Origin of the sequence: Lutibacter sp. (assembly GCF_030692605.1) — a bacterium.
Taxonomy (GTDB): domain Bacteria; phylum Bacteroidota; class Bacteroidia; order Flavobacteriales; family Flavobacteriaceae; genus Lutibacter.
On the sequence record NZ_JAUYUD010000111.1, the window covers coordinates 20,460 to 46,053 of the forward strand.

The following is a 25,594-nucleotide window of genomic DNA, read 5'->3' on the forward strand; positions in this document are numbered from 1 at the left end:
ATTGAAAAACACAGTATCAATTTAAAATAATCAAAACCGTAAATCGTAATTCAACAATCGTAAATCAAAAAGTCATGGGATATAAAAAACCATCGTTTATAGAAAATATAGCAGAAAAATTAGGAATTATTCCAAATCTGCATAAAGAAGGTTATCAAGAATTTGATAAAGATATGCGCCAATTTACTGATGAAGAGGTTGCTAAGATGTATGAGAATTTTCCACCACCAGAAAAGTGGGATAACTGGGTTGAGTACAATCCAAAAGTTTGGCCAAAAAAAGAGAAAAAAACCTATCAAATTGTACCTACAACATGTTTTAATTGTGAAAGTGCTTGTGGTTTAACAGCGTTTATTGATAAAGAAACCCAAGAAGTTAAAAAGTTTGAAGGGAATCCGTATCACCCAGGAAGTAGAGGAAGAAACTGTGCGAAAGGACCAGCAACAATTAATCAAGTTACAGATCCAGATAGAATTTTATTTCCTTTAAAGAGAAAAGGAAAACGTGGAGATGGAGAGTGGGAACGTGTTTCTTGGGATGATGCATTGGATACAATTGCAACCCGAATTAGAAAGGCAATTTTAGAGGATCGTCATAATGAAATTGCATACCATGTTGGAAGACCGGGTAACGAAAATTTTATGAACTGGATTTTACAGGGTTGGGGAATAGATGGTCATAATTCACATACAAATATTTGCTCTTCAGGAGCTCGTTTTGGATATAATTTATGGTATGGATATGACAGACCATCACCAGATCACGCCGAAGCAAAATTTATATTATTAATTTCTGCACATTTAGAATCGGGTCACTATTTCAATCCACATGCACAACGTATTATTGAAGGAAAAATGAAAGGAGCAAAATTGGCAACAATGGATCCTCGTTTATCCAACACAGCTAGTATGTCAGATTATTGGTTACCATCGTATCCAGGAACTGAAGCTGCTGTTTTATTGGCAATAGCTTTAATCATTTTAGAAGAAGGATTGTACAATAGAGCATATTTAGAAAATTGGACGAACTGGCAAGAATACTTAAAAGCAAGACATTCAGATAAAGAAATAACTTTTGAAAACTATATTGCTTCAATGATTGCCGAGTACAAAGAATTTACTCCAGAATATGCTGAAAAAGAATCAGGTGTAAAAGCTGATATGATTATTGAAATTGCACGTAAAATTGGTGAAGCAGGTGAACGTTTTGCATCTCATAACTGGCGTGCAGCAGGCGCTTCAAATCTTGGTGGTTGGGCAGTTGCACGTTGTTTACATTTCTTAACAGTATTAACTGGAGCAGTTGGTGCTAAAGGCGGAACATCTCCAAATTCTTGGAATAAATTCAAACCAACCCAACCAAATCCGCCAGCACCTCAGAAAAAATGGAATGAATTGCATTTTCCAAAAGAATATCCGTTGGCATTCTTTGAAATGAGTCAGTTATTGCCACATTTCTTAAAAGAAGGAAGAGGTAAATTGGACATGTATTTTTCACGAGTATTTAATCCGGTTTGGACTTATCCTGATGGATTTACTTGGATGGAAATGTTAACAGATGAAACTAAATTTGGAATGCATGCTGCATTAACTCCAACTTGGAATGAAACGGCATTTTTTGCAGATTTTGTATTACCAATGGGATTAGCGTCTGAGCGTCACGATATCAATAGTTACGCTACACACGGCGGTACATGGGTTGCTTTTCGTCAGCCTGTATTAAGAGAAGCTGCTCGAAGAAATGGAAAACCAGTGAAATTGACGTATGAAGCCAATCCGGGTGAAGTATGGGAAGAAGATGAATTTTTTATTGAATTATCATGGAGAATTGACCCTGATGGAAGTATGGGAATTCGTAAAACATTTGAATCGCCATATAGACTAGGAGAAAAAATAACCATTGATGAGTATTATCAATATATTTTTGAAAGAGTTAAAGGCTTAAATGAGGTTGCAAAAACAGATGGGTTTACTGGACAATTTGCCGCATTAGAATACATGAAAAAATATGGTGCGTATGAAATTGAAAAAGGAGAGTCTTATAAAATGAATGAAAAACTGTTGACTGAGGAACAATTAAAAGGTTCAATAGTTGACCCAAAGAATGATGTAATTTCAAAAGATGGTAAAGGAATTGGTGTTATGATAAATGGAAATCCTTGCGTTGGTTTCCCTACACCATCTCGTAAAAATGAGTTTTACTCTCAAACCATGGTGGATTGGAAATGGCCAGAATACGCAACACCTACTTATATTAAAAGCCATATACATAATGATGTTTTAGATAAATCAAAAGGAGAATATGTATTGGTTCCAACATTTAGATTGCCAACGTTAATTCATTCTCGTTCTGGGAATGCAAAATGGCTGGTAGAAATTTCCAATAGAAATCCAATTTGGATGCATCCAGACGATGCTAAAAAATGGGGATTCCAAACAGGAGATTTGGTAAAATTAAATACAGATATCGGTTATTTTATAGATAAAGTTTGGGTTACACAAAGTATGAAACCGGGTGTTGTTGCTTGTTCACATCATATTGGACGTTGGAGAAGACCACAGGATCAAACAGGAAATCGTTGGGCAACAAATACTGTAAATATTGAAAGTGATGGCAAAGGAGCTTGGAGAATGAACACCATTTCAGGTATAAAACCATTTGAATCTAGCGATAAAGATTCTAAACGTATATTTTGGAAAGACGGCGGTGTTCATCAAAATATTACACACGCTGTGCATCCTGATCCAATAAGTGGAATGCATACTTGGCATCAACGTGTTCGAATAGAAAAACCGAAGGAAGGTGAAAACTATGGGGATATTTTTGTTGACACCAATAAATCACATGAGATTTATAAGGAATGGTTATCAATGACTCGTCCTGCACCAGGTCCAAATGGAGAACGAAGACCATTTTGGTTTGCCAGAGCTTTTAGACCAGATGATTCTACTTATTATTTAAAGCCTACAAATAATGGTTCTGAATAGAATCTTGTTATTATCTATAGTTACTTATTGTTAAATTCATGATTATTTTAACACTATCGAAAACGTTTTCGATTATCCGAAAACGTTTTCGGTAATAATAAAAAGTTAATGAAAGGTTAATAGTGTTAAATTTATTAATTAAATGATAATTGTAAATAGTAGTAAATTAAATTGTTAAACTTAAATAAAATCTAAAATCATTTTTGCGTATGATTACATAAAAAAATTATTAAAAAATCACCGATCATCTTTGTGATAAATGATATTTAAATATTAAAATTCGCAAAGTGATTTACCAAAATTAATCAATAAATAACCATATTAAATATGAAAAAAATCATTACTAATAATTCTCGAAAAGGCAATCCTATTTATTGGGGTTTAAAAATGTGCCTTTCCATTATTTTACTTGTTTTAACATTTTCAAATAGTTATTCAAGTATTTTATCGAATTCAACGGGCTTAAATTCTGAAAATTTAGCTCCGGAACAACAAACATCTGTACAAGGGAATGTTAAGGACGCAAATGGAGTTCCCTTACCAGGTGTTAACATCATAATTGTTGGAACTTCTAAAGGAACTCAATCTGATTTTGATGGGAACTATTCATTAGAAGGTGTACCTGCGAATGCAGTGTTATCATTTAGCTTTGTTGGTTTTTCTACCAAACAAGTTACCGTTGGAGGTCAAACTAGAATTAATGTAGTTTTACTAGAAGATGCTAATAAATTAGATGAAGTAGTTGTTGTAGGATATGGTACTACTACCAAAAAAGATGCAACAGGTGCTGTTAATGCAATTAGCGCTAAGGATCTTACTGCGGTAAGTTCTATTAATCCTGGTTCAGCCTTAAGAGGTAAAGTTGCAGGGGTGCAAGTTTCACAAACTAATGGTGAGCCAGGAGGTGGTTTAAATATTAGAATTCGTGGAAATTCATCTATTCGTGGAGGAAATGAGCCTTTAATTGTTGTTGATGGTATTCCGTTAGCTGGTGGTGGTGTTTCTGCAGGTGGTGCAGACATTGGTGGTGTTGGATCATCTTCTGCTAAAAGTGCACTTAACTTTATTAATCAAGACGATATTGAATCTATTACTATTTTAAAAGATGCATCTTCAACTGCTATTTATGGCTCTAGAGGTGCAAATGGAGTTGTAATTATTACTACTAAAGGTGGTAAATCTGGAGCAGCACAATACGATTTTAATAGTAATATCAGTTTTGCAAGTTTAAGAGGTGATATTGACATGATGACCGGCGATCAGTACGCTTCTAAAGTTTCTGAGTTAGGTTTAAGTCAAGATTTTGGTGGAAGAAGCTACGATTGGAAAGAAACTTTATTACAAACAGGAATTTCTACAAACTATAGTTTGGGAGCAACTTTCGGAAATGGTGGTAATCAAAATAGACTCTCTTTAGGGGTACAAGATGTTGAAGGTATTGTTAAAAATACAGGCCTACAACGTTATTCACTAAATTTTGACAATAAAACAACTGCTTTTGATGAGTTAATAACACTAAACACAAAAGTTTCTGTATCTCAAATAGAAGATCAAGCTGAAAACACTACAGATAATGCTGGTTTTATTGGTAATATTGTAGGTGTTGGTTTATACTGGAATCCTACAAGAGAATTACGTAATTCAAATGGAACAATTAATGTTGTATCTGATACCTATTTAAATCCTGAAGATTATTTAAATTCTTATACTGACAAAACAAGTACAACTAGAGTTTTAGCAAGTGTTGCACCAACCGTTAAATTATCTGATAATTTATCTTTTAATATGATTATTGGGGTTGACTATTCAACATCTGAAAGAGCAAGTGCTTTACTGCCAACATTCCAATTACAAGGATACTACAATAGAAATAACCCAAATGGAGATGATAATTTAGGCGGATTTGCTGCAATGAATGCTATGACAAGATTTAATAAAACTTTTGAAAACTATTTCACCTACAATAAAACGGTATCTGATAATTTTTCATACAAAGCGTTATTAGGATATTCTTATTATGATTATAATGTAGAAGGATTTTACGTATCAGCAAGAGATTTTAATCCAGCTCAAACAAATTTAATTGATAATATTGAAGGTGGATTGGCAACTGAAACTAGAACTTCTTCATTTAGATCAAGAAATGAGTTACAATCATTCTTCGGAAGATTTGAATCTGTAATTAATGATAAATTATTGGTAACGGCTTCTTTAAGAATAGATGGTTCTACAAGACCAGGTGCTGACGAAAAATATGGCACGTTCCCAGCAATAGGAGCTGCATATAAATTTATTGAAAATGGTGATGGAAACTTGAATAACTTAAAACTAAGAGTTAATTATGGAATCACTGGTAATCAAGAATTTGACAACAATTCTGCATTATTTGTAGGTCAATACAATAATGGTGGATTTAGCCCAACAACAAACGTAAACAATAAGTTGAAATGGGAAACCACCACTTCTTATGGTGCAGGGATAGATTATTCAGTTTTAGATAATAAAGTTACAGGATCGTTAGATTTCTTCCTAAAAGATACCAAAGATTTAATTTTCCCTACAGATCCAGCCGGTGGAGTACCTGGTGCGTCAATTAGAAGATTTATTAACTTGGATGGTTCTTTGGAAAATTTAGGTTTTGAATTCTCTGTAAATTATGATGTAATAGATTCTGAGGATTTAGATTTCTCTGTTGGTACTAATATGTCATTCTTAAAAAATGAAATGAAAAATTTCAAACGTATTGAATTCACAGGGAACTTACATGGACAAGGATTATCTAATGCTCAATCTCAAATAATTAAAGAAGGAGAACCTTTATTTACTTATTATCTTAAAGAATGGGCAGGTTTTGATTCAAATGGGTTGTCTCAATATATTAGAAACGATGGTTCTATAACAGATTTATCAGATGCTCCTGAAAAAGTATTATCAGGTAAATCAGGTTTACCAGACTTTAATATTGGTTTCAATACAAGTTTAAGATACAAAAAACTTGATTTCACAACTTCTTGGTATGGTCAATATGGTCACTATATTTATAATAATACGGCTAACGCATATTTTTATATGAGTGCATTTAATGGTGGTAGAAATATGCCGATAAGTTATGTTAATAGTGGACAATCTGCTAGTGACGTTGCTACTCCATCATCGTTATATCTTGAAAAAGGAGATTTCCTTAGATTAGGCGAGCTTGGTATTGGCTATACTTTTGATACAGCAAACTACAAATATATTAATAGTTTACGCGTATTTTTTAATGGATCAAATTTATTGACATTTACTGATTACTCTGGATTTGATCCTGAAGTATCTGTTGCAAAATATAACTCAAATGGTGTACCTTCTGCAGGAATTGATTATTTAGGATACCCTAACAGTAAATCATTCACTTTTGGATTAAACGTTAAATTTTAAAATTAAAAAAAGATGAAAATAACAAAATATATATTTACAGTATGCCTTAGTGGTATTTTGTTTACAGCTTGTACAAACCTTGAAGAAAAGGTGTATGATGGTGTTGAACTAGAATCCGCTGCTAGTGCTTACGCTGTTTCTAGCGAAGATGCGTCGACCTTATTAAATAGTGCTTATACCGCTATGAGAGGTGCTTATCAAGATCAAGCTCGTTTAATGGCTTTGGATGAAATGGCTGGAGACGGAATGGTTGGACCTACTAGAGGTGGTGACTGGGACGATGCAGGTGCGTGGAGAAAAATACATACGCATACAATGGATCCAAATCATGGATTTAACAAAGACACATATAATGACTTGTATAGTTTAATAAACGCAGCCAATTTGGTTATTGGTTCAACTACTGCTACAGCTGGTCAAGTTGCTGAAGCAAAGTTTTTAAGAGCACTACACTATTATCACGTTATTGATCTTTATGGCTCTGCTGCTTATAGAGAAATTGGAAGTGATACCAACGCTGATGCGCTTGTTTATACGAGAAAAGATGCAACTGATTGGGTTATTGCTGAATTGGAATCAATTATAGCAGCTTTACCTTCGTCGATTAATCCAACTAAAGCTAACAAAAATGCTGCATATTGGTTATTGGCCAAATTGTACCTTAATTATGGGGTATTTGCAGGAGATGCAGCTAGCCCAACTTTTGATGCTGCAAAAATGGATAAAGTAATTTCTAATGTTAATGCTATAACTGGTAAAACTTTAGCAGCTAATTATTGGGATAACTTTATTCCAAAGAACTCTGAAACATCTTCTGAGTTAATTTTTGTATCTCAAAACATTGGAGGATCATCTTCAGGAAATATTCGTTCTAGATGGTTTATGGGTCAACATTACAATCAAACTCCATCAGGATGGAATGGTTTTACAACATTGGGTGAATATTATGATAAATTTAACCCAAATGATGTTCGTATAAAAACGATGGTGCCATCTGTTACAGCGAATAGTGGATACAATGTTGGGTTTCATATTGGACAGCAATATGGACCAGGAGGACCTGGTGTAGGACCAGCTTTAAAAGATAGACTTAATCAAAATTTGGTTTTTACAAAAGCACTTACATTAATTACTGGAGGTAATACTTTAGAAACCGCTGGAGTTAGGGGTGTTAAATATGTACCTGATTATACTGGTGGTGATAATGCTGATAACGATTATGTAGTTGCACGATATGCAGATGCTTTATTAATGAAAGCAGAAGCAATGTCTAGAAAAGGGGATAATGCAGGTGCACAAGCATTGGTAAGAACTTTACCTAATGAAAGTGCAACCGTTGTTGCTTCAACAGCAGATTTAAATATAGTTCGCGCAAGAGAACTTTGGTGGGAAGGATGGAGAAGAAATGATATGATTCGTTTTGGAACTTTCTTACAGGTAAGAGCTTTAAAACCGTATGTTTCTGATAAAAAATATTTGTTGAATCCAATTCCATTACCTGGTACAACAAATCCTAATATGGTACAAAATCCTGGATATTAATTTATAATTAATTCCAAATAATATTAAATAAAAAAGTAGGCAATTTGCCTACTTTTTTATTTAATATTATTTGGTTTAGAATGCACCCACCATATAATTTTAATTATCAATTTTTTAAGGAGCAATTAATTTAAATCCTTGATTATGGATATTTTCAATTTTTATAGATTCATCTTTTGCTAAATACTTTCTTAAACGGGTAATAAATACATTGAGACTTTTTCTATTAAAGTAATCATCTTTTTTCCAAAAAGTATTCAAAATATTGCTATGTGTGCATGTATGATTTTTATTTTTCAATAAATATAGCAATAAATCACCTTCCCTAATAGTAAGCTGTCTTTTTTCATTTTGAAATTGTAATTCATAACTTATGGAACAATAAATATAATTTCCAATTTCGTAAAAATCGTTTCTTTCTTTGGTGTCTTTAGTTAATATTCCTAATAAGCTATTTAGCCTTACTACTAACTCTTCTTCATCAATTGGTTTTTTTATAAATTCAACAGCACCTAATGAATATCCTTTTAATACATCTATTTTCAGTGACCGTGCTGTTAGAAAAAGAAATGGAATTCTAATGTTGTTTTCCTTCATTTTTTTTGCTAATGAAAACCCATCCATATCTGGCATCATAACATCTAACAAACATAAATCAAACTTTTTTTCTCTTAGAATTTCCAATGCGTTAATTCCATTCTTTACCCAGGTAACTGAAAATTTTTTAAGTTTTAGATATTCACTTAATAAATAACCTAAAGAGTCATCATCTTCAACAAGAAGTAATCTATATTCAGTCATAATTTATTGATTAATTTGAGGTAATTTAAACGTTATAATGGTTCCAAATTTAAGAGAGCTATGTATTTCTATACTGCCTTTATGAAGTTTAATAATTTTTTTCACATAACTTAAACCAAGCCCATAGCCTTTTACAGTATATAAATCTCCAGAAGAAACTCTGAAATATTTATTAAAAATACGGTGCTGATCTTTTTTAGCAATTCCAATGCCATTATCTTCAACGGAAATAACTAGTTTTTTATTTTTAATTTCTGCATTTAAATTTATTAATTTGGGTGTGTTTTTGTTATATTTTTTTGCATTGTCCAATATATTATTAATGGCGTTACTCAAATGTTTAGGTTCACAAAGTATTAGTAACTTTTCATCTTTTAAGGTATAATTAAATTGAATGTTTTCTATTTTTGAGAACAAAAAAAACTCCTCACAAAGTTTTTTTAGATGTGGGAAATAATCAGTAAGAGTTAATTTAAATATATTTTTTTTATCTAAACTGGCTAGTTTTAGAACATCATCAATATGAACTTTAAGTCGCTCATTTTGGCTTTTAATTATTTCAAGTAAAACGTTGTTTTCTTCATTGTCTTGCTGTTGAAGTATTTTAACAGCTAGGCTAATAGAAGAAACAGGAGTTTTTAACTCGTGAGTAAGGTTGTTGATAAATTCATTGGTCATTGTAATATTGCTTTGTTGCCAGTAAAATGATCTTAAAACCCAAATAACAATTAAAATAATAGCAATTAAAAAAAGCAGACTCGGTATGTAAAGACTATTTAATTGATACAAAAAATAGCCATTAATATTATTAAATTGCAATTCTAAAATTAACGTTTTGCCAACTAAATTTGGTAAATATCCATTAAGTTGAAGGGGATATCTTTTAGCCTTTTTTACTTCAGAATTGTAATTTGAAGAATAGATAAATAGAGCCGTATCTCGTGCAAATAATTTATAAGAAAAATCTGTTTTTATACCGTTTTCTAACAAGCTGGATGCGATAAAATCTTTTAAAAAATAACTGGACGCATCTCTTACACTATCTATATTAGATTTAAAATAAGTACTATCGTTGGTAATTGCTTTGCCTAAAAGAAATGTAAGATCGTTTTGAGATGTTAAATCAAATTTTATTTTTTTTGCAGACTGCCCTAAATTTTCATTAAAACGAGCTTCAGCTAAATTCAATCCAATTTTAAGATAACGATATTGAATAATTCCTAAACCAACTATGGAAATTATAAATATGAGGATGTATATATTTCTCTTATTCAATTTAATAAATTATTTGTCAATTTTAAATAATAAACAATACACTTTAAAATTTTAATTTAATCGTAATCGATAGATTATCAGCCGAATATAAATAAAAATTTTAAATAAATAAATAAATGTTAAAGTTAGACAAAATTGTACAATTTTCAATTTATTGTTTGTTTTTTAATTGATAATTTTAACCGAAAAATATACGGTTTTTGAATTTCAAATGGATATTTTTGTGAAGTATTATAAAAATAAAAAAAGTTTAGACTAGTATGAAGAAAAAAATAATTTTAGGTATTGTATTGCTATTTTCACTTTTAATACTTTGGTATTTGTTTGTTAAAAAATATGATTATATAGTTACATTTAAAGAAAAAACTTCACCTGGAACTATTTTTCATGGGGCATTAGAATGGAATGAAAATTTAATAAAATCTGATTTAATAGAGTCAAAAATAATTAAAGAAATTGCGTTTTCGAACATAAAACAAGAATTTAAAATCAAAGATAGCACCATTGTTTTCAATTGGGATTTTGAAGGGATTAACGATTCAATAACAAAAGTGACCGTTGGAGTTATTGATGCTAAAAATTCAATTCTTAATAGAATAATGTTGCCTTTTACTTCTAATGGAATAAAACAATTTGCAATTAATAAAGTTGTTAGTTTTAAAAGTGGATTAGAACAACATCTAGATAAACACAAGGTAAAATTTAGAGGAATATCCGAAATTCCTGAAATTTTTTGTGCTTATGTAAATGTTGAAAGTACTTTAGAAGGCAAAGCTCAAGAAATGATTGCTAATAACAGTACTGTTATGGTTTTTTTAAACGAGAATAATATTAAAATGGTTGGAAATCCATTTATTGAGGTTACTTCATGGGATATTGTAAATAAAAATATTAAATTTAATTATTGTTTTCCAGTTGAAAAAATGAACTATTTGCCAAAGCATCCAATGGTATTTTTCAAACAAATAACTGCCAAAAAAGCACTGAACACGACCTATTTTGGAAATTATAGAACTTCTGACAGGGCATGGTTTTCAGTTTATGATCATGCTCTTAGAAATAATATTAAATTAACGAATATGCCTCTAGAAATTTTTTACAATAATCCATATATGGGTGGAAATGAATTGGAATGGAGGGCTGAAATATTTATTCCAATTGAAGAATGAAATATTTTTTATTGAGTAAGACACAAATTTCCTGTTTTGTGTAATTTTGAATATATAAAAGCACAAATTAACAGGGATATCTCAATATTATTTTCATCATAAAAAATAAATAAATGAAGGTTTTGTAAATGATGAAAATCTTGTGAATTTATAGTGATATAAATAAGAACCTTGAGGTAAATTTGATTTTAAAATTCCACATTATAAAAACATAAAACTACTTATTTGTGGTAATTTTGAAGGAGTAATTTTATATTTTTATCTCCTTTTTCTCAATAATTTCATTCAAAATATAATGAAAGATTAATGAAGGGTTAATGTCTTATTAATACTCATTAAAAACCTTATTTTAACAAGCCTCTTGAATTTTTTTCTCTTATTTTTGTTTCACTACTTAATTAAAATTGTTAAAAATTTGTCTAAAATATAGAAAAAATAACAACAAATGTATTCTATAAAAAAGGGTATTAATAACAAGAGTAAAATTAAAATATTTATTTTTATTTTAATAATTTCATCTGGGTTTTTAGGATGTAATTTTAGTAATAAATCAGCTTCATCATCTGAAAATTTAAATCTTTCGGTTCCAGATTCAAATAATGAATTCTTTCAAGAAATTGGTCAGTCAATTGGATTAAATTTTATTCATTCAATAGGTTCTAAAGAGATGGATAATATTATCGAATCTGTTGGCGGAGGGACTGCCTTTCTTGACTTTGATCAAGATGGTTTTATAGATATTTTTATGTGCAGTGGCACTTGGATTGAAGGATTTAGCGATGGTGATAAACCAGATAATTTACCTGTAAATAGACTCTATCGTAATTTGAAGAATGGCACTTTCGAAGATGTAACTGAAAAAGCTAAGTTAAACATTCCAATGTATAGTTTAGGATCTACAATTGGTGATTATAATAATGATGGTTATCCCGATATTTTTATCAGTAATTATGGGATTAACGCTTTGTTCAAAAACAACGGAAATGGCACATTTGAAAATGTAACTAAAAACGCAAAAATTGGAGGTGGAAAAAACGAATGTAGCGTTGGTGCAGTTTGGTTTGATTATGACAATGATGGGCTTTTAGATTTATATGTTGGAAATTACCTAGAATTTAATCCCGATTATAAATACTTCTACGCTCCAGATGGTTTTCCAGGACCACTTGCTTATAACAGTCAACCAGATATTTTGTACCATAATAACGGAGATGGATCTTTTAAAAATGTTACCAAACAAATGGGTATTGTAGATATTGATGGAAGAGCAATGGGAGTTGGTGCGGCTGATTATGACGATGATGGTTTTATGGATATTTATGTTGCTAATGATCACACAGTTAATTATTTATGGCATAATAATGCAGGTAAAGGATTTACAGATAGAGGTGTAATGTCAGGTACTGCATTTAGCCAAGCAGGTGAGGCCACAGTTAGTATGGCAATAGATTTTTCAGATTACAATCAAGATGGATTGTTAGATATGTTTATTTCAGATGACAATTATTGTTCGCTATATGAAAATTTAGGAAAAGGTGTTTTTAAGGATAATTCATATGCTTCAGGTATTTCGATAGCTGCTGGTCAATTTATTGGTTGGTCTTCTTCATTTTTAGATTATGACAACGACGGAGATGCAGATATTTTTAAAACAAATGGAGAATTAAAACACCGATATGGGCAAGAAGATCAACTTTTTGAAAATTTAGGAGATGGAAAATTCAGTGATGTTTCGGTTGAAAGAGGAAGCTATTTTAAAGAAGAAAATGTTGGTCGTGGTGCATGTATGGGTGATTATGACAATGATGGAGATATTGATATTTTTATTACAAATTTAGATAATAAAGCAAAATTTTTAAGAAATAACAAAGGGAATCTAAATAATTGGATAACATTAAATTTAGTTGGTCAATCTAGTAATAGAGATGGAATAGGATCTAGAATTAAAATTGTAAGTGGCGGAAAAAATTACATAATGCAAAAAATTAGTACAAGTGGTTATCTTTCACAAAATGACCCAAGAGTTCACATCGGATTGAATAAGAACCTAACAGTTGAAAGTATTGAAATTAAATGGCCTTCCGGAAAAATACAATTATTAAAAAACGTAAAGATTAATCAAATTTTAACAATTAAAGAGCCAATATAAATACATGATACCTAATAGATTAAATAAATTTTTCATTCTTATAGTATGTATAGGGTTTGTTTTTGTGTTTTCATCTTGTGATAATAGCTTAAAAGAAGGGACAATTATTTGCACACAATTAGCTGAAAATCATGAAAGCAACAGCTTAAACATACAAAATTATTTAAACTATTTTTCAAATGCAAAAATTGTAGCTTTTAATGCTGAAAAACAAAGTGGATTTGCTCAAATTCTGACTGAAGAATTCTTCTCTGCTTGCGCTCCTTCTATTTCTTTTGATGGAGAATCAATGGTTTTTTCTGGTCAAAAAAATAAGAATGATGTTTGGCAGATTTGGGAAATGAATTTAACTAATTTAAAAATTAATGGAATAACAAATTCTTCAGAAAATTGTTTTGATCCAGCTTATTTACCTAACGGGACAGTGGTATTTAGCAAAAGAAAAACAACAAATGTTGAAGACAATTTTTATGCTCTTTTTACCTGTAAATTAGATGGTACAGATTTAATGCAAATTACATATAACCCAAATCAAAAATTTGGTTCATCAATTTTAAGGGATGGAAGAATATTAACTATTTCGAGTCAAATTTACCCTGAAAATCAAGCGCCAATATTTGTGGTTTTAAGACCCGATGGAACAAAAGAAGAATTGTTTTATAAAAGTGAATTTAATGCAACTATTGTAAGTTCTGGAATCGAAACATCTGAAGAAAAAATTGTTTTTATAGAATCTGATAGTGAAAACAAAGGAAGTATTGTTTCAATAAATTATAACAGGCCTTTTCATAGTTATGAAAATTTATCATCTGGTATTTCGGGATATTTTAATTCGGTTTATCCAATTACACATGAAAAATTTATTGTGACTTATCGTACTTCATCTAAGGAAACGTTTGCTCTTTATGAATTTAATCCGGTCACTAAATTACTTGGAAATAAAATCTATAAAGATGAAAAAAACAATTTGGTACAAGCGGTAGTTGTTTTGAAAAAGGAAAGACCAAAAAAGCTACCAAGCGAGATTATTTTAAAAAATGAAACCGGGCTTTTAGTTTCTCAAAACATCAATTTTTTAGATATAAAGGATATCGCGAATAAGCAGTCTATTGCAATTGCTGAAAAAGTGGAGATTGAAGGGATGAAGAATTACAGAGAGGTTATCGATGTTGAAGAAGATGGTTCTTTTTATATTAAAGTTCCAGCTAATACACCATTTAGGATTAAAACCCTTGATAAGAACGGAAATATTGTAAAAGGACCAAGCGGTTGGATATATTTACGCCCAAACGAACGAAGAGGTTGTATTGGTTGCCACGAAGATAAGGAGCAATCACCTGAGAATGTACAACCACTTGCGGTAAGAAAGGAACCAATTTCAATTTTTGTTCAGAAAAAAGAAAATAACCAGATTAAAGTTGACTTTTAAGAAGTATGAAAAAGTATAGTTTTTTAATGATTTTTGGTGTAATTTTTATCGCTATTTTGATAATTTATTCCCCTGTTCGTCAGTTGGCTAGAGCGCATGTAAATTATGAAACGGCTGTTAAAGACCATCCCTTATCATGTACTTCTTGTCATTTATACAACCAAAATGATGGTTTTATCACAAAATTTATTAACGAAGATTATTATTCTCCTTTTAATTTAGTGGTTTCAAAAGATAGCAAAAAAGTTTATGTTATTGCTCAAGATGCAGACTTATTAATGATTTTAGATACCGAAAACAATAGAGTTTTAAATAAAATTAAAGTTGGAGAGCATCCGCATAGTGTAATTTTAAGTAAAAATGAACAATTTGCTTATGTAAGTAATCAGTGGGAAGATTCTGTGTCTGTTATAGATTTAAAATTATCAAAGGAACTATTTAAATTAAAAACGGGTAATGGTCCGGCAGAACTTTCATTAAGTCCTGATGGGAATTTTTTATATGTTGTAAATACCTTTAGCTCCGATCTATCAGTAATTGATCTGACGAAAAAAATTGAGGTTAAAAGATTAATTACTGGTAGTAATCCAACAGGAATTGCCATAGAACCAAATGGTAAGAATCTGCTAGTTTCAGCAAGACGAGCTAATATAGATAATTACGGAGAACTGATTTCATCCGATATTACCCTAATTGACATCAACAAACAATCTGTAATAAAAAAGATAAATGTTAAATCGGCATATATGCTTGAAAATATTGCATATACACCTTCGGGAGACTTTGCAATTACAACGCTAATTAGACCTAAAAATAACATTCCTTCTATTCAAGTTGAACAAGGCTGGATGATGAATCATGGTATTGGAATTATTGACCAAAAAGGAGAAGGAAATGTAGTTCAGTTCTTAATTGATGAACCAAATTCATTTTATTCTGATCCTTTTGATATTGTAATTACTCCTGATGGTAAAAAGGCATTTGTTTCAAGTTCAGGAGTTGATGTAATTTCAGTAATAAGTATTGATTCAGTTCGTGCGATAATTTCAAAAGCATCACCTGAATTATTAAAAAAATACTCGAATAATTTGGGAATAAGTAGTAAGTATGTTGTGAAAAGAATAAAAACAGGAGCAAACCCAAAAGGTTTAGCACTTTCGGCTGATGGTAAAAAATTATTTATTGCAGAACAACTTCAAGATAGAATATTAGTGATTAATACGGCAACTTATGAGATTATAAATTCAATTGATTTGCAGGGGCCAAAAAAAATTACTGTAGCACGAAGAGGACGTATCCTGTTTAATAATGCGAGCCATACTTTTCAAAACCAATATGCATGTTATACATGTCATCCAGATACGCATGAAGATGGACTTATTTATAACATGGGAGGAGCTGGTATGGGGCGAAATTTAACAAACACAATGACGTTACGCGACATAAGCGAAACAGGCCCTTATAAATGGACAGGAACAAATCATAGTATTTATAAACAAGACGGAATACGTTTTTCAACTTTTCTTACAAGAACAGAAGCGTTTAGTCACAGCGATTTAGATGCGCTAGTTGCTTATATTAGAACTGGGATAAAAAACCCTCCAAATTTAATTTACAATCCAACCGGAGAACATACCGATTCACAGCTTAGAGGTAAAGCAATTTTTGAAAGATCTAAGAATAATTTTGGCACATTAATTCCAAAAAATAATCGCTGTGTGACGTGTCATCCAGCTCCCTATTTCACAAACTTAAAGTTAGCAGATGTGAGCACTTTAGGAACATCTGATGACTCAACACTTTTTGACACACCACATTTAATTAATATTGATGCTTCTCCACCATATTTACACGATGGACGGGCTAAAACATTAGAAGAAATATGGACAGTTTATGGCACAGATGAAAAACATGGTGTAGTTAACGATTTATCAAAAATAGAATTAAACGAATTGGTTGATTATTTAAAATCAATAAGAGCACCAAAATATAATAAAGATGATTCAAAAAATTCACAATTAACACATTATAAATCTAAATAATTCAAATGATTATGACAAAAAAAACATTTAAATACCTGATAATTTTTATTTTTACTATTGTTTTTTTAGGAGCTGGATATTTTTTGATTAATAACCTAAAATCAAGCAATAATTTGGTAAAAAATGAAGTAAATGAAAATAACACGACTTTTTCTGTTGCTGACAACAAAAAGGATCTTGAAAAGAATTTCGAATCAATGCCAATTTTCGGAAATTGGGAAAGTTTTACTTCAGAAAATGGACTTCCCGATGATAAAACGTATTGCGTACGTATAGATGGAGAACGAATTTTGGTAGGAACTCACGGAGGTTTAGCTGTTTATGAAAACAAGAAATGGAAAACCTATACCAAAGAAGATGGTTTGGCTCACAATGGTGTTATATCGATAGATGTAAGCGAATTAACGGGTGATGTTTGGTTAGGAACTTTAGGAGGTTTATCAAGATGGTCTGCTGGTAAATTTGAAAATTTTACACAACTTAATAGTGGTATGCCAAATGATTTGGTTTATTCAGTTGTTTGTGATGGTAAAGATGTTTGGGTTGCCACAGGAGGTGGAGCTGGAGCGTATGATACCTATACCAAAAAATGGCAAATTTTTACCGAAAAAAATGCACCAATGCACGAACCTTGGACGTATGGTATTAGTAAAGGAGATGGTAAAATTTTTATTGCTGCTTGGGGTGGAGGTGTTATAGAATACACAAAAAAAACAAGAACATTTAGAGATTATCATGACCCCGATGGTAATATGGAAATAGACCTTTTTCCTGATGATGGGATTGTACATGATATTACTACAGGAACATCATGGTCAAATGGATTTTTGTGGGTATCAACCTATTTTGGGCTAAGTAGGTACGATGGTGTAAAATGGAAAGGTTATTTTGACCATGATAGTGGTTTAGCTAGCAATTTTATAAATAGTTTAAAAGCATATAGAGGAGTTGTTTTTCTTTGTACAGATAAAGGATTGAGTACTACCGATGGCACAAACTGGGTTACTTATAAAAGAAATGATAATAATTCTAAAGGAAAAGTTTTTATAACAAAGGAGGAGAAAATAACAGAAACAGCAAGTTCATCTTCAATTTCACATAGTTTTATTATTGGAGTTGATGTTAAAGATGATATAATTTGGGTGGCAACATCAAAGGGTATTAGCCGAGGAGAACTATTGAAACAGTAGATTTATAAGTTGAAGTATGGTTGAAAAAGTAAAAATAAAGCAAAATTAAATAATAATAAAAATTCAATATAAATAATAGAAATTATGGAAAATGCAATAGCATGTGATACTAAAAAAGTGTTAATAGATTTATCTAAATTAACTGATGGCGAAAAAATTGAAATGAAAAAATTAGGAATCTTATCTGATACAAATAAAATAATAGATTCAGTTTACCCTGATATACATATTGGAAGACCAGCAATAGAAAAACATGTTGTTCATGCACCGCATATTATAAATGAGGCCTATGACTACCAAAAACCATCTTCATTTTCAAGAGCTTTGCGTTTAGATTTAGGTGATTATAAGGTGTTGTTAATATCTGGAACAGCTAGTGTTAATGAAGAAGGAAAGCCAGAACATATTGGTGATTTTAAAGCACAACTTTGGAGAACCTATCGGAATATTACAAATCTTTTAGAGGCAGAAGATATGTCGTGGCACGATGTGGTTAGGACATCAAACTACTTGAGAGATATTGAACGAGATTATGAAGAATTCAATAAAATTCGTACTACATTTTTTCAATGGCTAAACTTAAATCCTTTACCTGCAAGTACAGGAATTCAAGCACGATTATGTTGGGAAACCCTTCTTGTTGAAATAGAAGTTTATGCTATTTGTAAATCAAAATAAAACGTAATTATGAAACCTTATATTCTAAATTTGGCTATCATTTTATGCATGCTGTTACTATCGGTTTCTAATTTGATTGCACAAAATAAAAGTAAAATGTATGGCAATACACCTGATAGGTTGTTCCCATATAATAATTTTGAGAAGGCTTATAAATATCATTTTATTGATCCCATTCAATTTAGCGGAGCAGGAAGAGAAAAACTTCCTCCAAAAGATTTAAAAGAAGTTCGCATAGGTTTCCTCGGACCTTTGGAAGGTTCTGCAATAGTTTCTTTAGGAAAACAAATGTTACAAGGAACAATGTTAGCTATTGAAGAGGCCAATAAAAAAGGAGGATATAAGGGTCTTCCTTATAAATTAATGGTACATAATGATGCTGGACTATGGGGAGCTGCAGCAAATGAAGTTGTAAAAATGGACGATGAAAAAGTATGGGCTTTTTTAGGTTCAATAGATGATATTGTATCTCATGTAGCGTTAAGAGCAGCTTTAAAATTGGAAATACCAATGGTTTGTACCGGAAATCCAGATCCAACATATACTGAAACTAATATTCCTTGGACCCTTCGTGTAATAAGTGATGATAGACAAAGCGGTTATGCTATAGGTGCATATATTTTTGAAAAAATGAAACACAAACGTGTTGCTGTTATGAGAAATAGTGGAAGATACGGAAGAGTTGGTGTGGGCGAATTTTATGGAATTGCAAAACGAATGGGGCATCCAATTAGGATTGAAGAACGATTTGACACCGGTGAAACCGATTTTAAAATGCAATTAGAAAGCATTAAGCAGCTAACACCTGAAGCCATTCTAATATGGGGAAATGCTAAAGAATCGGCACTTATTATAAAACAAATTCGTTCAATGGGCTTAAAACAACCAATTTATTGTTCAGATAGAATAGTTTCTAAAGAATTTCTTGAAATTGCTGGACCGTTTGCGGAAGGAATTGTTTCTACTTCTCCATATAACCCTGAGGCTAATAACCCTAAGTTAAAAGAATTTCAAATCAATTATTTTAAGCGTTTTAAACAACAACCCGATGCTTTTTCTGCACATGCCTATGATGGAATGAAAATTTTAATTGAAGCTATTAATAAAGGAGGACTTAACAGAGTTTTAATTCGAGATTATTTGCTCGATCTTAAAACTTTTCAAAATTATCAAGGGATAACAGGTAAAATAGTTTTTGATGCCACTTGGAATGATATTGGTGATATTTGGCTTGCGAAAGTTAAAAACGGGAAATTTACTTTTATACTAAATGATGCAAATGAAAATGTTGGCACTAAAATAAAGGGTGCTAAAAACTAAAATAGAATATATGGATATGGAAGCTAAATCTTGTAATAATTTAACTATTTCAAAAATTATAATTCCAACTTTAGTGAGTCTTAAAAAAGAACAAAAAACATCACTTGTAAAAGTGGGAAATGTTGTATTTGGAGGATCTGAAGTTATTGTGATTGGAGGCCCTTGTGCTGTTGAAAGTGAAGAACAACTTTTTGAAACAGCTAGATCGGTTAAAAAAAGTGGCGCAAAAATATTAAGAGGTGGAGCTTTTAAACCAAGATCGTCTCCATATAGTTTTCAAGGAATGGGCGAAGATGGGTTAAAACTTTTAAGTCAAATTAGCAAAGAAACGGGTTTACCAATAGTAACCGAAGTTATGGATACTAGACAGTTAGAATTAGTAGCTTCGTATGCCGATATGATTCAGATTGGCTCAAGAAATATGCAAAATTTCCCACTGTTAAAAGAAGCTGGAAAATGTGGCAAACCGGTTTTATTAAAACGGGGTTTAATGGCGACTATCGAAGAGTTTTTAAATGCTGCAGAATACATTCTTTATCAAGGTAACAATCAGGTTGTTCTTTGTGAAAGAGGAATTAGAACCTTTGAAACTACCACTAGAAACACACTAGATTTAAGCGCTGTGCCAATGTTAAAACATTTAAGTCATTTACCGGTAATTGTAGACCCAAGCCACGGCACTGGATTGAGATGGATGGTGCCAGATTTATCAAAAGCAGCGGTTGCCGTTGGTACAGACGGTTTAATACTTGAAGTTCATTTTAAACCAGAAATAGCATTGTGCGATGGGAGTCAATCTCTTGATCTTGAAGAATTTACAAATTTAATGAGTGATATGAGAAAAATAGCAAGTGCCGTTGGTCGAGAAATTTTATGATAAGAACACATTTTTTTATAATAGCCATTTTATTTTTCTTTATTCAAAATATTTTTTCGCAAAAAAACGTTTCAAAAGAAGTTAAAATAATAAAAATTGGAATGCTAATAAGTGATGAGAAATCATTATTTGCCAAAAACGCTGCTGAATTAGCAATAGAAAAAGCAAATGAAAAAGAAAGAAAAAATGGACTTCAATTTCAATTAGTTGTTAGGTCTATGGATGGCGCTTGGGGAATAGGTTCAAAACAGGCAGTAGATCTTATTTTTAACGAAAAAGTATGGGCAATTATAGGCTCTCATAATGGTAGAAATGCACATTTGGTAGAACAAGTAATTTCAAAAACGCGTATCGTTTTTTTATCAGCATGGGCCAGTGATCCAACCCTATCTCAGGCTTTCGTTCCTTGGTATTTTAGTTGTGTTCCTAATGATAATCAACAAGCAAAAGCATTAGTGGACGAAATTTATAACAACAGAAGAATTACTAAAATTTCTACTATATCAGATTTAGGTTATGATTCAAAATTAGGATTACAAAGTTTTTTAAGAGAAACAGAAAAGATAAAGACCAATACCCCTTTGCAGTTGTTTTATAAAGATTCGAATAAAGATTTCATCGAAATTATAAAGAGGTTAAATAAGGAATCTATTCAAGGTGTTATCTTTTTTGGACAGCCTGCTAATTCAACAAAATTTTTTCTTGAAATGAAGCAAAAAAAAATGAAGCAACAAGTTTTTGGAACGTTGTCTCTTATGGGAGAAGATGAATTCAATAATATAAATTTGGTAAATTATGAAAATCTTATTATAGCAAATTACGGCAATTGGATGGATTCAGACGGCTTCGTTTTTAGAAGGGATTATCAAAAAAAATATAGGATTGTTCCAAATGCAGTAGCTGCATATTCCTTTGATAGTGTAAATATGATTATTGAAGCAATTAAAAAATCGTCATATATTAAAGAAAACCTTCAGAAAGAATTATCAACTATTCAATATAATGGTGTTACAGGTACTATTCAGTTCGATAATAAAGGCAATCGTAAAGGAAAAGTAGGACTTGTAAAAATAAAAAACGGGATTCCTGTTACTATAAAATAACACCAATAGATTTGATTTACTATTATTTCTTAAATTTGGAATTATGAAGAACATATTAAATTTATTTGTTTTAACACTTTTTATAGTAGCTTTATCAAGCTGTAAAAATTCTGAAAAAGAGGATAAAGGAAAGGCCGTTGAATTAATGACCTCACAAACCTTGGGGTTGGCATATTTAGAAGAGTTTAAATTAGAAGACGCAGAAAAAGAGTTTTTAAAAGTAATAGAAATGGCACCTAATGAAAAATTAGGATATGCCAATTTAGGACTTACTTATTTAAGAATGGGTAACTATAAAGATGCCGAAAAACAACTTTTTAAGGCAATTGAAATAGACGTAAAAGATGCGGATTTAATGTTGCTCTTAGCAACAGTCTATAAAATGGACAGCAAAAATGAAAAAGCAATAAATACGTTAATAAATGCATTAAAGTTTGCACCAGATCATATAAAAATTCTCTACGAACTTACTGAATTTTATACACTTGAATTTAATAATGAATCTCAAAAAAAGCGTTTCGATTATTTAAAATTATTGGTCGAAAAGGCAGCTGGAAACATAGTTCCGCAACTTAATATAACTGAAATTTACATTAAGAATGGAGAAACAGATAATGCCTTAGCACAATTAGAAATTATACAAAAACAGTTTCCTGAATTTCCGAAGGAAGCAATTCCGTACTTTGACAAAACAATGTCTTTATTGAAAAAAAAGGATGAAGAAAACGCGCTAACGCAATTTATGATTTTTCATAATTATTTAAAAGTTTCCTTTCCTTATCAAAATGGAATTATGGATTTGAAGGGGCCAGGAGGTTCACTTATTGGTTTCCCACTAATTACTTTTGATAAACAAGATTCTTCAACAGAATTAAGCAGTTCTAAATCTATTATTGAGGCAATAAAATTTACAGATATAACAGCATCTGCGGGTTTAGATATTGTACCAACATTTGAAGAAGGTAAATTTTTAGAATACAAAAATTCTACTTTTATTGAAATTGCAGATTACGATGGAGACGGAGAAATAGATATTTATGTAGGAAGTTTTAATCCAACAACTAAAACATTTCAGCATTACCTTTTTAATAATGATATGGCACGCTTTAAAGATGTTTCAAAAGAAGTTGGACTTAAATTTACAGGAAATGAATCGTCAGCAATTTTTGCGGACTATGACAACGATGGTTTTTTGGATCTTTTTATTACAAGAGAAGAAGGCGATTTATTGTATAAAAATGTTGGAAAAGGCATTTTCGAAAATGTTACAAAAAAAGCTAAACTCGAAAATTCAAAAGGAGGGAAAAAGAGTTTATTTGTAGATTTTGACCACGATGGAGATCTTGATTTATTCGTATCAAAACTAAATTCTAATGTTGTTTTTCAAAATAATGGTGATGGCACCTTTACAGATAATACTAACAAAATGGGATTATTTGGGACAGGGACTAATTGTAGTAATGCCACATTTGGAGATTTTGATGATGATGGAGATATTGATCTTTTAGTTGCAAATGAAAACACTAAGAACGTTTTATATTCTAATCAACGCCAAGGAATTTTTAGAGATATAACAAAAAATACAGGATTAAAAGAGACTAGAGGTTCCAGTTCATTGGCTGTTGGAGATTTTAATAACGATGGATTTTTAGATGTGTTTATAACATCAAGTACTGGTGAAACTTCTGAATTATATAAAAACCTAGGAAATGCTAAATTTGAACTAATAAAAGGGACAAATAATTTTTTTGATAAATTAATTAATGTAAAAGTTTTCGACTCTAAATTTTTTGATTTTGATAACGATGGATTATTGGACATAATTATTGTTGGTGAATCTAAACAAAAAGGAGGTCAAGGAGTTTTTCTATACCACAATGAAGGATCTGAAAAATTTAAAAATGTATCTCACTTATTACCCGAAACATTAAAATCTGGAAAGCAAATTAAACTTTTCGATTATAATGATGATGGTGATTTAGATTTAGTGATAGCAAAATTGAATGGCGGAATTTCACTTTTACGAAATGACGGAGGAAATAACAATCATTATTTAAGCATGAAACTTGTTGGTTTAAGGACAGGAAGCGCCAAAAACAATTATTTTGGAATTGGCTCAAAAGTGGAGGTTAGATCTGGGGATCTTTACCAAACTATGATTGTTACTAGTCCTAATGTCTATTTTGGTCTTGGAAATAGAACGAGAGCTGATATTATTAGAATAACTTGGACTAATGGTGTGCCTCAAAATATATTTTTACCTGAAGCGGATCAAGCTTTAATAGAGGCTCAAACATTAAAGGGCTCTTGTCCTTTTATTTATGGATGGAACGGCAATAAATTTGAGTTTGTAAAAGACATAACTTGGAGAAGTGCACTTGGGATGCCTCTTGGTATCATGGGCGGAAATACCATGCATGCATTCGCGAATGCTTCCGATGATTATATTAAAATACCAGGCGAACTTTTAAAACCTAAAAATGGTGAATATATATTACAATTAACATCTGAACTTTGGGAAACTATTTATATGGATAAAATACAATTGATAGCAGTAGATCATCCTGAAAATATTGATGTTTTTGTTCCAGAACAATTCTCTCCACCACCTTTTCCAGGAATGGATATCTATCAGGTTGAGAAAAAAATTGAACCTATTTCTGCAAAAGATGACTTTGGAAATGATGTACTTTCATTAATAACAAAAAAAGATGACAAATACATTTCAAACTTTAAGCCATGGAAATATCAAGGAACAACCGAGTTACATGATTTAATTATTGATCCAGGAGAAGTTGGAAAAAGTAAAGAACTTTACCTATTTCTAAACGGATGGATATTCCCAACAGATGCAAGTATTAATGTAGCGCTTTCTCAATCTGATAATTTTAAACTAATTCAACCTTCAATACAAGTTAAAAATAAAAAAGGAGAGTGGGAAACAGTTATTGAAAATTTAGGATTTCCAATGGGGAAAGATAAAACCGTAATTGCAAATCTTTCAGGGAAATTTTTATCTAATGACCATAGAATAAGAATTCAAACCAATATGGAAATTTATTGGGACTATGTATTTTTCTCAAATAGCAATCCAAATGCATCCATAGAAACAACAGTTTTAAATCCCACCTATGCAAATATTCATTATAGAGGATTTTCTCAAACATATAAAAAAGGAGGTCGTTACGGTCCTCATTGGTTTGATTATTACAACGTTGACAAAAATAAAAAATGGCGAGATTTGATTGGTAATTACACACGATATGGAGATGTATTGCCGCTGCTTTTGGAATCGGATAACAAATACATTATTTCCAATGGAGGCGATGAAACTACATTAAAATTTAATGCCAACATGTTACCACCCTTGAAAAAAGGATGGAAGAGAGATTTTCTTATTCATAGCGTAGGTTGGGTTAAAGATGGTGATATTAATACAGCTTTAGGAAGTACCGTTTTACCACTTCCATTTCACGGAATGAGCAGTTATCCGCCAACTAAAATGGACGTATATCCTAGCACGAAAGAACTTCAAAAATACAATAAAGAATATAATACTAGAATTATTACGTCTGATGATTATCGTAATGTTCTTAAAAAATTAAACTAATT

Annotated in this window: 15 protein-coding genes; 13 read left to right on the forward strand and 2 right to left on the reverse strand. The window is 31.1% G+C overall.

Annotated features, from left to right (window positions below; all coding sequences use genetic code 11):
- Window positions 1–74 precede the first annotated feature (74 nt).
- From Q8S45_RS11800 to Q8S45_RS11810, 3 genes are all read left to right on the forward strand, one after another.
- Entirely contained in the window at window positions 75–2,987 is a 2,913-nt protein-coding gene (locus Q8S45_RS11800; protein ID WP_305604985.1) for a molybdopterin-dependent oxidoreductase, read from the forward strand.
- Window positions 2,988–3,314: 327 nt separating this feature from the next.
- Window positions 3,315–6,407: a SusC/RagA family TonB-linked outer membrane protein gene (locus Q8S45_RS11805; RefSeq protein ID WP_305604988.1), complete on the forward strand. Its 3,093-nt coding sequence runs from the start codon at window positions 3,315–3,317 to the stop codon at window positions 6,405–6,407.
- A gap of 12 nt (window positions 6,408–6,419) precedes the next feature.
- Entirely contained in the window at window positions 6,420–7,949 is a 1,530-nt protein-coding gene (locus Q8S45_RS11810; protein ID WP_305604991.1) for a RagB/SusD family nutrient uptake outer membrane protein, read from the forward strand.
- 114 nt (window positions 7,950–8,063) lie between these two features.
- On the opposite strand, the gene Q8S45_RS11815 is transcribed toward Q8S45_RS11810, so the two are convergent.
- Both Q8S45_RS11815 and Q8S45_RS11820 read right to left on the reverse strand, forming a co-directional pair.
- Window positions 8,064–8,750, reverse strand: a complete 687-nt coding sequence (locus Q8S45_RS11815) for a response regulator transcription factor (protein ID WP_305605002.1) — start codon at window positions 8,748–8,750, stop codon at window positions 8,064–8,066.
- Window positions 8,751–8,753: 3 nt separating this feature from the next.
- On the reverse strand, window positions 8,754–10,025 hold the full coding sequence (locus tag Q8S45_RS11820; RefSeq protein WP_305605005.1) for a sensor histidine kinase KdpD: 1,272 nt from the start codon (window positions 10,023–10,025) through the stop codon (window positions 8,754–8,756).
- Between the two features lie 260 nt (window positions 10,026–10,285).
- On the opposite strand from Q8S45_RS11820, the gene Q8S45_RS11825 reads away from it, so the two are divergent.
- From Q8S45_RS11825 to Q8S45_RS11870, 10 genes are all read left to right on the forward strand, one after another.
- Window positions 10,286–11,194 (forward strand): hypothetical protein, encoded by a 909-nt coding sequence (locus tag Q8S45_RS11825; protein WP_305605007.1) that lies wholly within the window; start codon window positions 10,286–10,288, stop codon window positions 11,192–11,194.
- Window positions 11,195–11,639: 445 nt separating this feature from the next.
- Window positions 11,640–13,343 (forward strand): CRTAC1 family protein, encoded by a 1,704-nt coding sequence (locus tag Q8S45_RS11830; protein ID WP_305605010.1) that lies wholly within the window; start codon window positions 11,640–11,642, stop codon window positions 13,341–13,343.
- Window positions 13,344–13,347: 4 nt separating this feature from the next.
- Entirely contained in the window at window positions 13,348–14,772 is a 1,425-nt protein-coding gene (locus Q8S45_RS11835; protein WP_305605013.1) for a hypothetical protein, read from the forward strand.
- 5 nt (window positions 14,773–14,777) lie between these two features.
- Window positions 14,778–16,814 carry a beta-propeller fold lactonase family protein gene (locus tag Q8S45_RS11840; RefSeq protein ID WP_305605016.1) on the forward strand — a complete coding sequence of 679 codons (2,037 nt, stop codon included), beginning with the start codon at window positions 14,778–14,780 and terminating at the stop codon, window positions 16,812–16,814.
- An 11-nt stretch (window positions 16,815–16,825) separates the two neighbouring features.
- Window positions 16,826–18,004: a hypothetical protein gene (locus tag Q8S45_RS11845; protein WP_305605018.1), complete on the forward strand. Its 1,179-nt coding sequence runs from the start codon at window positions 16,826–16,828 to the stop codon at window positions 18,002–18,004.
- An 84-nt stretch (window positions 18,005–18,088) separates the two neighbouring features.
- Window positions 18,089–18,682: a Rid family hydrolase gene (locus tag Q8S45_RS11850; protein ID WP_305605021.1), complete on the forward strand. Its 594-nt coding sequence runs from the start codon at window positions 18,089–18,091 to the stop codon at window positions 18,680–18,682.
- A gap of 9 nt (window positions 18,683–18,691) precedes the next feature.
- Window positions 18,692–20,002, forward strand: a complete 1,311-nt coding sequence (locus tag Q8S45_RS11855; RefSeq protein WP_305605024.1) for an ABC transporter substrate-binding protein — start codon at window positions 18,692–18,694, stop codon at window positions 20,000–20,002.
- Window positions 20,003–20,012: 10 nt separating this feature from the next.
- Complete coding sequence (gene aroF / locus Q8S45_RS11860) at window positions 20,013–20,879, forward strand: 3-deoxy-7-phosphoheptulonate synthase (protein ID WP_305605026.1); 867 nt, start codon at window positions 20,013–20,015, stop codon at window positions 20,877–20,879.
- Entirely contained in the window at window positions 20,876–21,982 is a 1,107-nt protein-coding gene (locus tag Q8S45_RS11865; protein ID WP_305605029.1) for an ABC transporter substrate-binding protein, read from the forward strand. The genes aroF and Q8S45_RS11865 overlap by 4 nt, the downstream gene beginning before the upstream one ends.
- Window positions 21,983–22,025: 43 nt before the next feature.
- Window positions 22,026–25,592, forward strand: a complete 3,567-nt coding sequence (locus Q8S45_RS11870; protein WP_305605031.1) for an FG-GAP-like repeat-containing protein — start codon at window positions 22,026–22,028, stop codon at window positions 25,590–25,592.
- Window positions 25,593–25,594 lie beyond the last annotated feature (2 nt).